Source organism: Arsenophonus endosymbiont of Aleurodicus floccissimus, assembly GCF_900343025.1.
Taxonomy (GTDB): Bacteria; Pseudomonadota; Gammaproteobacteria; order Enterobacterales; family Enterobacteriaceae; genus Arsenophonus.
In genome coordinates this window covers 77,538-93,597 of sequence record NZ_OUND01000002.1, presented here as the reverse complement: position 1 = coordinate 93,597, position 16,060 = coordinate 77,538, and the positions used below count along the sequence as shown (strand labels likewise).

At 33.7% G+C, this 16,060-nt stretch carries 8 protein-coding genes, 1 tRNA gene and 5 pseudogenes; 8 read left to right on the top strand and 6 right to left on the bottom strand.

What is annotated here, in order from left to right:
• Positions 1 to 497: 497 nt before the first annotated feature.
• Both ARADI_RS07855 and ARADI_RS07850 read right to left on the bottom strand, forming a co-directional pair.
• Positions 498 to 1,731 (bottom strand): annotated as a pseudogene (locus ARADI_RS07855) (valine--pyruvate transaminase).
• Between the two features lie 139 nt (positions 1,732 to 1,870).
• A pseudogene (locus ARADI_RS07850) lies at positions 1,871 to 2,459 on the bottom strand (DNA-3-methyladenine glycosylase I).
• A 2,149-nt stretch (positions 2,460 to 4,608) separates the two neighbouring features.
• Here ARADI_RS07850 and glyQ point away from each other — a divergent pair.
• Both glyQ and glyS read left to right on the top strand, forming a co-directional pair.
• Positions 4,609 to 5,520, top strand: coding sequence for a glycine--tRNA ligase subunit alpha (gene glyQ / locus ARADI_RS07840; RefSeq protein WP_119711706.1), 912 nt, complete (start codon positions 4,609 to 4,611; stop codon positions 5,518 to 5,520).
• A gap of 9 nt (positions 5,521 to 5,529) precedes the next feature.
• Positions 5,530 to 7,599: a glycine--tRNA ligase subunit beta gene (gene glyS, locus ARADI_RS07835; protein WP_119711705.1), complete on the top strand. Its 2,070-nt coding sequence runs from the start codon at positions 5,530 to 5,532 to the stop codon at positions 7,597 to 7,599.
• 331 nt (positions 7,600 to 7,930) lie between these two features.
• Here the strand turns inward: glyS and ARADI_RS07830 are convergent, their stop codons facing one another.
• The 4 genes from ARADI_RS07830 to ARADI_RS07815 all read right to left on the bottom strand — a co-directional run bounded on the left by ARADI_RS07830 (position 7,931) and on the right by ARADI_RS07815 (position 10,452).
• A complete protein-coding gene (locus tag ARADI_RS07830) occupies positions 7,931 to 8,299 on the bottom strand; it encodes a hypothetical protein (RefSeq protein ID WP_119711704.1) in 369 nt (122 codons plus the stop codon).
• A 98-nt stretch (positions 8,300 to 8,397) separates the two neighbouring features.
• Positions 8,398 to 8,664 carry a hypothetical protein gene (locus ARADI_RS07825; RefSeq protein WP_119711703.1) on the bottom strand — a complete coding sequence of 89 codons (267 nt, stop codon included), beginning with the start codon at positions 8,662 to 8,664 and terminating at the stop codon, positions 8,398 to 8,400.
• A gap of 20 nt (positions 8,665 to 8,684) precedes the next feature.
• Entirely contained in the window at positions 8,685 to 9,020 is a 336-nt protein-coding gene (locus ARADI_RS07820; protein ID WP_182853154.1) for a filamentous hemagglutinin N-terminal domain-containing protein, read from the bottom strand.
• A gap of 403 nt (positions 9,021 to 9,423) precedes the next feature.
• Positions 9,424 to 10,452 (bottom strand): hypothetical protein, encoded by a 1,029-nt coding sequence (locus tag ARADI_RS07815; protein ID WP_119711701.1) that lies wholly within the window; start codon positions 10,450 to 10,452, stop codon positions 9,424 to 9,426.
• Positions 10,453 to 11,069: 617 nt separating this feature from the next.
• On the opposite strand from ARADI_RS07815, the gene ARADI_RS07810 reads away from it, so the two are divergent.
• From ARADI_RS07810 to dppB, 6 genes and pseudogenes are all read left to right on the top strand, one after another.
• Positions 11,070 to 11,133 (top strand) — tRNA-Pro (locus ARADI_RS07810).
• 165 nt (positions 11,134 to 11,298) lie between these two features.
• Positions 11,299 to 11,535: a hypothetical protein gene (locus tag ARADI_RS07805; protein ID WP_119711700.1), complete on the top strand. Its 237-nt coding sequence runs from the start codon at positions 11,299 to 11,301 to the stop codon at positions 11,533 to 11,535.
• A gap of 11 nt (positions 11,536 to 11,546) precedes the next feature.
• Positions 11,547 to 11,642: a hypothetical protein gene (locus ARADI_RS20900; protein ID WP_369406985.1), complete on the top strand. Its 96-nt coding sequence runs from the start codon at positions 11,547 to 11,549 to the stop codon at positions 11,640 to 11,642.
• A 223-nt stretch (positions 11,643 to 11,865) separates the two neighbouring features.
• Positions 11,866 to 12,873, top strand: a pseudogene (locus ARADI_RS07790) (ShlB/FhaC/HecB family hemolysin secretion/activation protein).
• 505 nt (positions 12,874 to 13,378) lie between these two features.
• A pseudogene (locus tag ARADI_RS07785) lies at positions 13,379 to 14,924 on the top strand (ABC transporter substrate-binding protein); the annotation flags it as partial.
• A 142-nt stretch (positions 14,925 to 15,066) separates the two neighbouring features.
• A pseudogene (dppB, locus tag ARADI_RS07780) lies at positions 15,067 to 16,060 on the top strand (dipeptide ABC transporter permease DppB).

Genomic DNA, 16,060 nt, shown 5'->3' with positions numbered 1-16,060 from the left:
TAATGGGTAAACAAGTGGGTAATAATAAATATTGAGCACATTTTAGTTTTTCTGCATAAAGTATTCCGCGAATAGTCTTTTTATCTCTTTTTTAAAGAGTTTTGTCTAAGTTTGAATATGAGATAGCAACCGTATCAAGTCAATAGTCAACTTTAATACCTTTTATTCTGTCAATTGTTATAGCTGGATTATTCGTAAAGTGATTAGGTTTTATAGTTTTCATTAAATTAACAAGCAATAGTTTGGTATAGTGGTGAAAATATCGCTTTATTGCTTAATTAAAAGAATACTTAATATGTTGTAATAATTGCGGTGTTAAAGAGCTCGGGATGTAGATCATTTCATTAGCAATATGTTTGAATATGATGCCGTTAACTTTACAATTCAAAGTCCTCGTTATTATTTTATCACCTCTTATCTTGTATATGATAAGAGGTTTTTTTATGTATATAGAATTTTATTACTTAATATATTTAATAAAGTTTATTGAATTTATGCTATTGATAGGCAATTTCAATTTCATCAGCTAAAATCGCAATCCTTTGTTCAATTTTTTCTAATGGTAGAATATAGTTCATTCGCATACATTGATGCGAATGAGGCCAGTGTTCATTAAGCCCCGGGAAAAAATAATCGCCTGGCACCATTAATACACCGTGTTTTTTAAGACGTGTGTAAAGTGTTTGACTGTCAATTGGTAAATCTTTAAACCAAAGCCATAGAAATATCGCGCCTTCTGGTTTATGGATCAAGCAGCGACTTTCTGGTATATAACGGCGAATAATTTTTACTGTTTCAGTAACGCGTTGTTGATAAAAAGGTTTTATTACTGTTTGTGAAAGTTTCAGTAGATCATTACGTTTAAGGATCGCTAACATTAATGCTAGGCCTATACTACCTGGGGATAAGCTAATGATGCCATTCAGGTTACTGATCGCGTTAATAATCGATTCATTGGCAATAATAATACCGCAGCAGCGACAGCCAGGTAGGCTCATAGATAGAATAATATTTTCATTCCAGATAGGTGTTGCTTGATTAAAAATAATACCTGGAAAGAGAATACCATAAGCACTGTCAATCAAAAGCGGAATAGCATGCTGTTTGGCTAAAGCATCTAATTGCATAATTTCTGCATCGTTAATGACATTTCCAGTCGGGTTGGTGGGTCTGGAAACGCAAATTACACCGCTATCATCGGTTATTTTTAACGATTCAAAATTAATCCGATATTTAAATTGACCATTAGGCAGGATGTCAATTTGCGGTTTATTAGTAACAAAAATATCATCATCAAGTCCAGTATCGGCATAACCAACATATTCTGGTGTTAAAGGGAAAAGAACTTTACGTTTTATTCCTTGTTCACAACAGCCTGCGAGGATATTAAATAGATAAAAAAAAGGCGCTCTAACTACCATTAGTCAATGCAATATTTTTAGCACTAATATTCCAGCCTACTTGCTCATTTAACGTATTTGCTAATGCTTCCAGTAAGGCATCTTTTCCTTGGGGGCCATCGTAGTTGGATAATGCTTCATTGAGCTGACCATTTTTAGCCATTTCTATCAATAATTGCTGAAAATATTGATCCATTTCAGGAATGTGTGCTGGATTACCGCCACCGAGCATAATAACGTCAGGTTTGCGCAAACCTTCATTTAGATCTTTCATTAACAGAGAGATACTGGATGAACTGGAAAATTTTTTACCAAATTGTGAATGTATCATATTTTTCTTTATCAGCTTTGCAGTGACTATTAAATAAATGGCAACAATATTCTGCTATTATCGCTAGAATAATGGCTGGATTAGCAAATTAGTTAGACGATATTATAATTCTTTTATATTTTTGTTGATTATAAATTTATCATAATGATATTTTTATTACTCGTTCTTTTTTCTGTCGACAAATACAATCGCTCAAATGGTCATTTACCATACCGATTGCTTGCATAAAGGCGTAACAGATGGTGCTACCAACAAATTTAAAGCCATGTTTTTTTAAAGCTACCGAAAGATGATCAGAAATATTGGTATGAGTAGGTATTTCACTCTGATGTTGCTAATGGTTGATTTGTGTTTTTCCATCGACAAATTGCCAGAGGAATTGGCTAAAATCTTCACCATGATTGGGTCATGGCTAAGTAAGCTTGAGCGTTGGTAATGATAGCATTAATTTTCAGGCGATTATTCACAATACGGGGTTCTTGCATTAAACGATCAACATCTTGTTGCGTCATTTTGGCAATTTTAGTTGGATTAAAATGGTAGAAACAGTCACGATAGCCAACACGTTTTTTCAAAATAGTATACCAAGAGAGGCCGGCTTGTTGACCTTCAAGGAAAAGTATTTCGAATAATTTCTGACTATTTTTTTCTGCTTTTCCCCACTCTTGATCATGATAGGCAATATATTCCTCATCGCTAGTGACCCAATGGCAACGTCGTGGTGTCATTTTTTTATTACTCCTATTGTGAGGTATCGGTCTATTATCGGATATTAATAAATTGATGATAGGGATTTTAATCAGTATTATTATTACTTGCCAGGACAATAATATCGATAAATTTTCTTCAAAATAGGCGCTAATATTAAATAGACAATGCATTTTGATTGATAAAAATAGATACTTTAATTAATTAAAAAAAGAGGAAAATTATAATTTATGCTAGGTTGTATAAATTTGGCAATAAATTATTTAAACGAGTCTATTAATGCCTTTTTATTATGATTATTTTTATTTTATTCTTTATTAAAAAAGAATTGTTTTTGTAACTTGAGTGTTAAAGTTAATCCTGAATTAGTTAGTTATTTTTTTCATGAAGACATATCTTAATATAAGAAATTAATAAATTTACTTGATTAACAAAAAGTTATAAAAATATATTATTTTAGGAATTATTAATCAATGATTTTTAATCAAGATTATTTAATTTATTTTTAGCTATTTTAGTTTTTAATAAACGTAATTTGAGCCTGTTTTGCTAAAAACATTTTTTAAATTGCCATTTAATAACTGCGATTGATCCTTGTTCTTGCAGTTTATTTTTAACTGTAAGCCAAAAATTGGCATTGTCGGTATAAATAATAATTTTATGGGCGTTAGCGAGCGCATAATAATAAACAGGAGATGCTTGTTCAGCGGTGGTAGGAAAAAATGTCGAATATTGCCATTTTTGGCTACTATTAGAAGACGCCTTGAGCTGCTGAATATGACTAATGTTTAACAGGGTTGAATGGTTAAACTCACGATTTTTTTGTCAAGTTCAATCAATGTTGACTGTGGCTGTGAAGTGCAGCTGGTTAGAGTTAATAATGTCAGCATTAAAAGTAATATTTTCATGTGAATTACATCTGTTTTTGCAACTTTAATTTAACGGATTATTTCATATTGAATCGTTTTACTGCAATATTTTATTCTATGCTAATGAGAAAAATTTTGTTAAATCAAAAATTTATGTTAATTATCTTAATAGAAAATAAATGAGTAAATATCATATCTTATTATGATAATATTTAAAAGTGAGTGTTTTTTGAAAAATGAATTAGTTAAGCTGAACGAGCCATTATTGAGTATTAATAACAATAAGACATAGTCTGAATTTATTAGCAATAAAACCAAATAAGCATTAATTTTTTGGCATCCTTAGATGCCAGGAAATACTAAATAATTAACGACTCAGTCTGAGTATAATAATTGGCTCTTTTGGCGGTTTTTATTATTACATGTAGTAAGTATAAAAATTGCAAAGCTGTGATTTGGATGTAATTTGCAAATTAACCAACTGATATAATTAATTTTTTACTTAAAAACAGTATTTTTTATATTAATATCAATCTTATTACATTATTTTGTTGATATGTATTAGCGGTTTTTCATGATTAAAAATTATCTCAATAAAAACTTTACAATATTATCAATAAGGAAATGGCTCTGTTTGATTCTAATAAAAGCGGGAATGAGGATATAAGAAATGCTAAACAATTTTATGATCCTATGGAGTAAGTCAAAATATATTACATTCTACAATAACGAATAATAACCTTTGCTTACCATTTAAAAATGGTGAAATAGTTTATTCGTTTTGGACGTTATGATGAACTTGATCAATTAACGTCTTAATAATGCCAGTCATAATATTGCCGGCAATCATACAAATTTTATGCATGTTGTGGGAAATTTCAACGTATTCCCTGGTGAAACCGTCATATCTTATAGTAGTAAAGACCATTTTTATTATATTAGTATCAATACTAATGATTTAGAGCCAAATTTTGTTATTAAAATTGCAATGAAATTACAGCAGACCATAATTTTATTTTATAAATAACCTTGCGCGGTCATATGAATATGGCAGAAAAAGTATTGCAGTAAGCCAAATTGAAAATATCTTTTTTGCTGATAACCTTTGGATTAATTTTCAATATTAATGATTAACTAGTGATGGGGCTAATCAATCAGCTAACTTAAAATTACTAAAGATTTATCAGGCTGTTTTCATGTAAAACAACATCAATGTGTAATTAGTGCTGCATATCTGTTCGCCAAAAGGTATACTGAATCACTTTTTTAAATCACAATCTATCTATCGCGCGAATCTAACATGCAAAAGTTTGATACCAAAACCTTTCAGGGATTGATCCTAACATTACAGGATTACTGGGCGCGTCAAGGCTGCACTATTGTTCAACCATTGGATATGGAAGTTGGTGCAGGGACGTCCCATCCGATGACTTGCTTGCGGGTATTAGGCCCAGAGCCAATCGCTGCTGCTTATGTGCAACCATCTCGTCGGCCAACTGATGGACGTTATGGTGAAAATCCTAATCGTCTTCAGCACTATTATCAATTTCAAGTTATTATTAAGCCCTCACCGGATAATATTCAAGAGTTATATCTTGCCTCATTAAAAGCATTGGGGGTAGATCCCACTGTTCATGATATCCGCTTTGTTGAAGATAACTGGGAAAATCCAACTTTGGGAGCCTGGGGACTTGGTTGGGAGGTTTGGCTAAATGGGATGGAAGTCACCCAGTTTACCTATTTTCAGCAAGTTGGGGGATTGGAGTGTAAACCGGTTACCGGCGAGATCACCTACGGCCTTGAGCGCTTGGCTATGTATATTCAAGCGGTTGATAGTGTGTATTATCTAGTCTGGTCTGATGGCCCGTTAGGCAAAACAACCTATGGTGATATTTATCATCAAAATGAAGTTGAGCAGTCGGCTTATAATTTTGAACATGCTAATGTTGATTTTCTCTTCAAATGTTTTGAAGAATATGAAAAAGAAGCACAATATTTATTGTCACTAGAAACTCCACTGCCTTTACCCGCTTATGAGTGTATTTTAAAAGCTGCCCATACGTTTAATTTATTGGATGCACGTAAAGCTATTTCAGTCACTGAACGGCAACGTTATATTTTACGTATTCGTACCTTAACTAAAGGGGTTGCAGCAGCTTATTATGCTGCTCGTGAAACATTAGGTTTTCCAATCTGTAAAAATAAGAACTAAGAGGCTGTCATTATGCAACAGACTTTCCTGGTGGAAATCGGCACAGAAGAGTTACCGCCGAAGTCTCTTCGTTCATTAGCTGGATCATTTGCGGCAAATTTTAAACATCAATTAGAACAGGCTGAACTACAGTATGGTGAAGTACTTTGGTATGCCTCTCCTCGTCGTTTAGCATTAAAAATAACCGATTTGGCCGCACATCAAGCTGATCGTGAAGTTGAGAAGCGTGGCCCGGCAATTAGTCAGGCTTTTGATGCGACAGGTAAAGCGACGAAGGCCGCTGAAGGTTGGGCTCGTGGCTGTGGCATCACCGTTGAGCAGGCAGAACGTTTGGTCACCGATAAAGGGGAGTGGTTATTTTATCGTGCGACCAATAAAGGCCGTGCCGCAAAAGAGTTGCTTGTTGATATGGTAGCGAGTGCATTGAATCAGTTACCGATCCCAAAATTGATGCGCTGGGGAGACAAGGCAACACAATTTGTCCGGCCTGTTCATACCTTAATCATGTTATTGGGTGATCAGCTGCTTGAAGGTGAAGTATTGGGTATTCAGAGTGATCGCGTGATCCGTGGCCATCGATTTATGGGAGAAGCTGAACTGACTATTGACTCAGCGGAACAATACCCTGCAACCTTACGTGAACGTGGTAAAGTTATTGCTGACTATGAAGAGCGTAAGTCCTTAATCAAGCATGAGGCGAATAAGGTAGCGCAGCAATTAGGCGGTACTGTTGAATTGTCCGATAGTTTACTCGAAAAAGTAACATCATTGGTTGAATGGCCGGTGGTATTAACCGCAAAATTTGAGCAGAAATTTTTGTCTGTACCAGCGGAAGCGTTAGTTCATACCATGAAAGGCGATCAAAAATACTTCCCGGTTTATGATCAGGTTGGTAATTTGATGGCTAATTTTATTTTTGTCGCCAATATTGAATCTTCTGAGCCACAGCAAATCATTGCTGGTAATGAAAAGGTGATCCGTCCACGTTTGGCAGATGCTGAATTTTTCTTTAAAACCGATTGTAAAAAGCGTTTAGAAGAATATTTACCCCGACTGGAAACAGTTTTATTCCAAAAAGAGCTTGGTACATTGCGTGATAAAACCGATCGTTTAGAAGTGTTAGCTGGCTGGATCGCAGCTAAAATTGGTGCCGATGTCAATCATGCTACTCGTGCCGGTTTGTTATCCAAATGTGATTTGATGACCAATATGGTGTTCGAGTTTACCGACACACAAGGTGTTATGGGGATGTATTACGCCCGTCGGGATGGTGAAGCGGAAGATGTGGCGGTGGCAATCAAGGAGCAGTATCAACCCCGTTTTGCTGGTGATCAATTACCTTCTAATCATATCGCGGTTGCGTTGGCGCTGGCCGATAAAATGGATACTCTGGTAGGTATTTTTGGTATTGGCCAACCGCCTAAGGGCGATAAAGATCCCTTTGCCTTACGTCGCGCGGCGCTTGGTGTATTACGTATTATTGTTGAAAAGGGTTACGATCTGGATTTATTAGCATTAACACAGCAGACGGCCCAATTGTATGATAATAAGCTAACCAATAAAAATATTGTCGATGATGTTGTTGAGTTTATGCTGGGGCGTTTTCGTGCCTGGTATCAAGAGCAAGGTTACCGCATTGATACTATCCAGGCTGTTTTAGCTCGTCGCCCAACTAAACCGGCAGATTTTGATGCTCGTGTGAAAGCCGTTACCCATTTTCGGACTTTGCCAGCGGCAGAAGCACTGGCGGCGGCTAATAAACGGGTTGCCAATATTCTAAATAAGTCAGATGAAAAATTGAATGACAATGTTGCCGCGACAGTATTAAACGCGCCCGAAGAGGTCATCTTAGCGGCTCATTTAGTTGTTTTACAAGATAAACTGGCACCATTATTCGCTGACGGACAATATCAAAGCACATTAACTGAATTAGCTTCACTGCGTGAGGTTATCGATGCTTTCTTTGATAATGTAATGGTGATGGATAGTGATCAAATAGTCAGGATCAATCGTCTGACCTTACTAAGTCAGCTGCGTGATTTATTTTTACAGGTAGCTGATATCTCTTTATTGCAATAATTTATTCAGTGATTAAAAATCCCTTGAATTAATCTTCAAGGGATTTTATTTATAATAACTATTTTTTATTTCTGTTATTGCCTATATTGGAACCTGTTATTGTAGGTAATCACCAGTAACTATACTTGCTATGATTACTGATTTGGTGCAATTTATTGTGCGGTGAAAACTTGTTCCCAAGCAGCAGGAAGTTGGCTTGTGTTATTTTTAATAATATATAAAGTACCATATTGATAGTGTGTTACCTTACCAATTGGGAAAACTGTTCACTTATTATTTTCTTGAGTACCAATATCGATTTGTCCCTCATCAATAAAGCTAGCTTTATTAATTAAAGGATATCTAATTTAACCGCAGTATCGTGATTTGCGTTATCAACATTGCTGATATCATATGCAGTTATCGTTCCCTCCTCATTATTTTCAATAGCTTTATCTAGTGCGGTTATTTTAACAGAGTCATCACCTTGAATAGTTTTATTGTTTATGAGGCGTGAATATAATAAGTCGTAATCTTGATTGTTAGTGACTATCTTGTCTTTATTAAAAATTACGGAATCTTGGCCATTGATGGCTAAAGACCCTTTACTTTTAATTACGCCAAAATTTTCAGAATTAGTGTTAATAAATGTGTGATTTTGGTTATTTGCAATCAATTCCTTTTGGTTAAAAATATTGCGATTTACACTAGAAATATTCATAATTCCATTACTATTAATAATACCCTAATTATCTAATTTACCAGAACTAGTATGAAGATAACTGTCATTGTCATTAATTGTTGAATTAGCGTCAATAGTTAGCTTAATTTTTCTTGAATATATTCTTGGTTATATCGAGTAATATGAATATATTTTGGATTATCGACATCTTCTAATCTATTTTTACCAGCAATCAACGAAATATCATTGACATTTAATTGACTGGATTGCAAATTGATTGATCTGGCAAAAACACGGCTGATTGCAGCGTCAGTAAATTTCTCTGATTTAACATTTTTGAAACGAATTTGCCCGCGTTTTGTATCATAAGTAAATTTATCTGTCATTTTGCCATTATCAAGCATATTACTTATTTTCGCTGTGGTTAAGTAAGCCTACCCACGTTAGTAACGTTACAATCGTTATAATCGATACCACTGGGATTGGCAATGATAAAATGCGGTTTACTGTCACCAAGTATATTGATATTACCATTGATGTGGGTTGTATCATTTGAGATAATTTCATTGAGAATAATTTTAGCTGGATTTTTCGTGGTATTATTAATATCAATCCCCTGTCTACCAACATCAAATTTTTCATATTTATTATGAGATATTCCACTGTTATTAGTTGCTGCAATCTCAATGGCTGGACGCTTTTCAACCGTATTGATATTAATCTTTTTATCCAAGCTGACAATATTTGTTTGCTGTTGCACAGCTCCTGGCGCGCCTAATACATAATTAGAAATTCCCATTCTAATGAAGAGTGATAATAGGGATAGTTTATATTTATAGCTTACTGATTGATTTATCTTATTTCCTTATAAAATAAAATTATAAATTACAATATGATGTCCTATTTAATAAAAAAATGTGATATTTTTTCTGTTTTATAATAAAAATTACAAATAGCATTAATTTTTAATTATCTCAATTAGAATATTTTTATTCTTAGGTTATTTATATCAATAAATAGTAGGTATTTTATTTTTTTGGTAAAATAAAATAGTCATGTTATTAATAATGTTACTGTTTTAAAAAATATTCTTAAAGTTTATAAATGAATTTTTATCATTACTAATGATAGTGTTATATTAATTAGCAGAGCGAATAGATTTATCACATAACATTGTCAGAGAAATCGAGTTCAACATTATTATTAGAGTTTCGTTTGTAAGGTAATACAAAGCTAAAATTAAGAAAATTACTAAATTTTAACTCGGTTAAATCATATTTTGCTGAAGTTAAAATAAACTGATTGTTAATATAATCGTTGTTTCCATTTATGGTCATTTTTTCGCTATGATCGATTATGTCGCTATTATAAAATTGTCCATTCTTTATTTCATCAATACCATTTTTACTTTTTATTTCAGATTGATTGTTAATGTTGCTATTATCAGCAAATATTTCTATTAACTCGGTATTTTTTATCTTACCCCTATTATTAAATTTTCCATTTTTGATAAGAAAATAGTTATTTTTAGCTTTTATTTTAGATTGATTGTCAATATTTGCATTTATACCGGTAATAACTAACATTTCAATATTATTTATGGTACCGTTATTATAAAATTCTCCATTGATTATTTTATAATGACTATCTTGGTTACTGGCAAGTGTACCTGCATTATTAAAGATACCATTTTCTATTTTAAAACTACTATATTTGCTATTTATTGCTGAATTATGATCGATAGTTAATCTTGCATTTCTGGATGGTATGCTATTTTGCAAGTTATTATCAGTAAGATGAAAAGCTTTGATCCCGTTAAGCTTGGTCATAGTAATATCACTATTATTGATAACATTTTTATCATCAACTGTAATGGTAATATTATTGATATTTAATTTTCTAGATTCTAGTTTAACTGATCTTGCCAATAATTTTATTTTATCAGCATTGGTAAAATTTTTTTGTTTGATATTTTTAAAATGAATATGTTTCTCTCTTATATTCTCAATTAATTGGTTAGAATGCCTGTTTTCTTCAAATGCGGAAGTGATTAAGCTGATAGTATTAATATTAGTTATACTACAGCGATTACTACAATGAATAACATTAGGATTAGCAATAATTGAATGAGGTTTATTATTATTTAAAATAGTAATATTACCATTGATATTGGATTTTTCTGCTGAAATCACTTCAGTAATAATTTAGCGGGATTGTTAGTGGCATTATTAATTTTAATGCCATGTTCACTAATATTAAATTTTTCATATATATTGTTAAAAATTTTAAATTATCCTTTAGAAACCGCTGATAAGATATTAATTGTTAATGATTTATTAGTAGATTTTAAATTAATTTCTTTATTATAACTGATAATCTCAGTGACTTTTTTTAATGATACAGAATTATTATTTATCAAAGATAATTCAGATGCAAATATATTACCATAAAATGATATTGTCACTACTATCGTTAATAAATTTAATTTATGATTATTATTTTTTGATAAATAGATGTTATATCCTTATAAAGTAAATGATTCGCTATCTATTAATTTTTTGTTAATTTATTTTAATTTTTTTAAAAAATTTTTTAAAGTTTACTTATTTTTTATAAAGTTTATATTATATTTAATCTGTTATTAATATTATTTAACTACATGCATTGATGAAAGTTATAATCAACAATTGTTTTCTATTTATTTTTTATTAAAAAATAAATTGTTACTGTTTTTATCATCGAGATAGTAAATATTAATTAAAAAATTATTGACGACTTTATCATGTCGCAGTAAGACGCACACCGTTTTCGGCGAGTAGCGCAGCTGGTTTGGGACCAGTGGGTCGGAGGTTCGAATCTTCTCTCGCCGACCAAATTTGCTAATCCTATTTTTAGCAGAGCTTTTCATCTCCACCTCATTAATCATACCTACTTATCCTACAATTTAATCTGTTATTAGCCTGAATACTTTAAAATAAAGTCTTAATGTATTTTTTCTGAATTTATTCAATAAGTGTGAGAATTAATTTTTCTTATTATTGGCTATTTATGATCACGATTATGTGCAAGCTGGTGTGGTAGAAGACGCAAAGCAAGAGATAGCTCAGCAGCAACCGGTTTCTATTCCTCAACAAGTTAATAAAAATCAAATTTATCCAATTGAATCTCATTGCTTAAATATCAAATTTGTTTTTTTAATGGTGAGGAATTATTTACTACATCATTATAGAAAAAATTATCTGTACTATCAGATAATATTATTGGTCAATGTTTAGGTGATAAGGGATTGAATATTTTTCTTGCCAGAGTAAATCAAATATTCATCGATGCTGGCTATTTGACGACCAAAGTTTCATGTATGGTATTTTACATATTGAACTGATCCCAGGCCTTATTTCTGATATTCGTTACGCAGATACCGGTAAAATTCACTATTCTCTGCGTACTGCTTTTCCATAATCAACCATTCTTAATGTTTGGGACATTGAGCAAGGCTTAGAAAATCTACAGAATTCGCCTTTAACCCAACCCAAAATCACTTTTGATGATGATCCTAACTTAGCCAATAGCAGTGTCTTAACCATTAATCGACAAAAAAGCGTGCTATTCGTGGCCGACTTTCTATTGATAATAGTGGCTTAAAAGATCATGCCAATTTAATGATTGATAATGTGTTACTGTTTGATAATCCTACCTTATTAAATGACTTCTTCTATTTTTATATCAGTCGTGATTCAGATACTGACCATAGTCGTGGGATTAAAGTTGCGGCATTCTTTTACTAATTACCTTTTCGTAACTAGCGGTTTGATTTATCAGATAATTACCAAGATCTCTATTCCGCGGATGGTATTAAAACACCGGTTGGTAATTTATACAAAAGCAGCTGTTCTAAATCATTATCTGCCCAAGGTCAATACCTGATTAAGCGACGTTATGATAGTAAGACTTACTTTAATTTTGGCACTAGCATTACCACCAATAATCGCTACATTAGTGGCTATGAAATTGGTGTTTATAAGCGCAGGGCAACTTATTGGAATATTGGGTTGAAGCATCAACACTATTTACTGCGTGCTGAACTCAATCTGGCAATGGAGTACAAGCAAGGCGCTAGTTGGTTTGGCGCCATGCCATCGCCAGCAAAGGAGCTAAAACGACCACAAATTTTCCAATTTTCGGCTGGTATTAATCGACTCTGGCAAATCAATCAGCAGTTTTTTCTTTATGAGGGAACGGTAGCGATTCAGTTAAGTCGTTCTCAACTGGATGGATTTTTAGACGTTGATAGCATTGGTGGCAAGAATAGCCTGCGTGGCGCAATGTTAACTAATTCTTTGTCCGGCTTCCATAGTTTACTGATCAAAAATGAACTTAGTTGGTATACACCGTTGCCGGGTCATGTACTCTATGCAACATTAGATTACGGTTCAGTTTTGCAAGATCGAGCACGTTTTTGGCGTGATGATTACTTAATTGGTACATCGATAGGCTTAAGAGGCGGTTATAAGCAATTAAGCTACAGTACTTATATTGGTTTTCCGCTATTAAATTCGTCAGATCATAAACACGATCATATGGTTTCTGGTTTTCGGGTTAGCCTCAGTTATTAATCATTTATCAGGTATCCAGTTGGGGATACCTGCCTGATATCCATTTTTCTATTTTATTCTTTTTTATTGCTGAATGATTTTATCTTTTGCTAGCAGATATTTTAATAATTAGTCAATAATTGGTTAATTATTAGCCAAGCAAGCGTTTAGATGAAAATAGCTTTTAATATTTATTTAAGTTATTTTATTTGGGATTTACCACTAATAAATTACAAATTTATTATTTTTTATCTTATTTTTCTGAATTATAGGGTTTATATTCATTTCTTTTTTGTCTAAAAAAACAGTAATAAAAGTATTGACGTGAGCGGAAATAATTGATTTATTATTAACGTCCGTGATAAAAATATAACTAAATTACAATATCAGTAGCACTATTTAGTAAATTTCTTAAAAAATATAATAAAATCACAACAGAAGAAGCATAATATGAAGTTTTTTATGAAAAATGCTGGGATTTTATCTATTAGTATCAGTTTGGATTACTCTAGTTATTTCTACTAATTTGCAAGCAAAAACTTTGGTTTATTGTTCAGCAGGCTCTCCAGAAGGATTTAATCCACAATTATTTGCGTCAGGAACAACTTATGATGCTAGTTCTATTCCACTTTATAATCGACTGGTAGAGTTTCAATTGGGTACCACAGAGATAAAACCAGCATTAGTTGAACGGTGGCAAGTGAGTGATGATGGAAAAGTTTATACTTTTTATTTGCGCAAAGGGATCAAATGGCATGCCAGCAAAAATTTTAAACCAAGCCGTGAATTCAATGCTGATGATGTCATTCATACTTTTATGCGGCAAAAAGATGCAACTTACCCCCTATTATAAAGTTTCAGGTGGCAGCTATGAATATTTTATTGGTATGGATCTGGATAAAATCATCGATAAGATAAAAAAAATTGATGATTATACCGTAGGTTTTATTCTTAGCCGCCCTCAGGCACCCTTTTTAGCTGATATGGTAATGGATTTTGCTTCTATTTTATCGGCAGAATATGCCGAACAGATGATGAAAAAAGGTAAGCCGGAGCAGCTTGATCTTGAGCCGATTGATTGGTACCTGCCCATTTTAGTTAATTCAATATCAGAAAGATTCGCGCATCCTTTATAAATAAGGCCAATCGTGATTATTGGGGAACTAAGCCTAAAATTGATCGTTTAGTGTTCTTAATTACACCAGATGCAGCAGTACGCTATGCTAAGTTACAGAAAAATGAATGCCAGGTTATGGCATTCCCAAATCCAGCTGATCTTGAACGTATGAGGTAAAATAAGCAAATCGTATTGATGGAACAAACCGGGTCTCAATGTTGGCTATCTGGTCTTTAATACTAAGAAAAAGCTATTAGATAATGTAAAAGTTCGTCAGGCACTGACCATAGCGGTTAATAAAGATGCCATTATTGCGGCGGTTTACCAAGGTGCAGACCAGAAAGAGAAAACGCTTATTCCATCAACCATGTGAGGATATAACCAGGCGATTAAAGATCACCCTTATGATCCACAGAAAGCAAAAGCACTATTGAAAGAGACAGGTATTGCTGAAGGTTCTACTATCGATATTTGGGCAATGCCAGTACAGCGGCCCTATAACCCTAATGCCCGGCGCATGGGGGAGATGATCCAAGCTGATTGGCAAAAAGTGGGTATTAAAGCCAACATCGTTAGCTATGAATGGGGCGAATACCTTAAACGTGCCAAGAATGGCGAGCCTCAAACGGTGATGATCGGTTGGACGGGAGATAATGGTGATTCCGATAACTTTTTCGCTACCTTATTTAGCTATGCAGCTAAGGCGCAAAGTATCAATTACTCCAAATGGTGTAATAAAGATTTTGAGGCTCTCATTCAGCCAGCGCGTGTGACATTTGATCATAATAAACGTATTGAATTGTATCGGCAGGCTCAGGTTGTTATGCATGAGCAAGTGCCTGCTTTGATTATCGCTCACTCAACAGTATATAAGCCTATTCGTAAAGAAGTGACGGGTTTTGTGGTTGATCCACTAGGCAAACATCACTTTGAAGTTGTTAATATTAAAAAATAAATTCTATCTTACTAAGTTGATTGTTAATTAATTACTCTATCGGGTTTACTGATAGAGTAATAATTGGCTTTGCTAACTTGTCGGTCGAATGAAATCAAATAACTTAAGTATATTAGTCAGCATTTAACAGAGAAATCATCGAATGTGGCAATTTATATTTCGGCGTTTGGGTATTGTCATCCCTACGTTTATCGGTATTACCATACTGACTTTTGCATTTATCCATATTATCCCGGGTGATCCCCGTCACGATTATGACAGGTGAACGCGGTTTAAGCCCTGAGCGTCATGCACAGATGATCGCACAATTAGGGTTGGATCAACCGTTGTGGCAACAATATTTAAATTATATTCATGATGTGTTACGAGACGATTTGGGTGTTTCTTTAAAAAGTCGGTTGCCTGTATGGCAAGAATTTTGGCCACGTTTTATGGCAATCTTAGAGTTGGGTATTTATGCCATGATATTTGCGATTACGGCTGTCAAGCGTGGTTCTGTTTTCGATCATACCGCCATTGGGGTGTCATTAACCGGCTATTCGATGCCTATTTTTTGGTGGGGGATTATGCTCATTATGCTGGTTTCTGTACATTGGGATCTAACGTCTGTTTCAGGTCGCGTCAATGACAGCGTTTTTTTGGATGATGGTTATCCTCTAACCGGATTTATGTTAATTGATACTTTGCTGTGGGGAGAAACTGGCGATTTTATTGATGCGGTTAAGCATTTAATTTTACCGGCTATTGTTTTAGGCACTATACCCTTAGCTGTGATTGTGCGGATGACACGCTCTTCAATGCTAGAAGTATTGGGTGAAGATTATATTCGAACTGCGCGGGCAAAGGGTTTAAGCCGAAGACGAGTAATTTTGATCCACGTGTTACGTAATTCTTTTTTGCCGGTTGTGACAGTGATTGGTTTGCAGGTTGGTACGTTATTAGCCGGAGCTATCTTGACGGAAACTATTTTTTCTTGGCCCGGTTTAGGACGTTGGTTAATAGATGGTTTGCAACGTCGTGATTATCCGGTGGTTCAAGGTGGAGTTTTACTGATCGCAACTTTGATTATATTGGTTAATCTGCTGATTGATCTGTTATATGGCATCGTTTATCCACGAATTCGGCATAAAAAATAA

Bases quoted from the DNA above. Each gene is read 5' to 3' on its own strand.
- ARADI_RS07830 (WP_119711704.1), bottom strand. From the start codon at position 8,299: ATGAATATTTCTAGTGTAAATCGCAATATTTTTAACCAAAAGGAATTG.
- glyQ (WP_119711706.1), top strand. From the start codon at position 4,609: ATGCAAAAGTTTGATACCAAAACCTTTCAGGGATTGATCCTAACATTA.
- ARADI_RS07825 (WP_119711703.1), bottom strand. From the start codon at position 8,664: ATGCTTGATAATGGCAAAATGACAGATAAATTTACTTATGATACAAAA.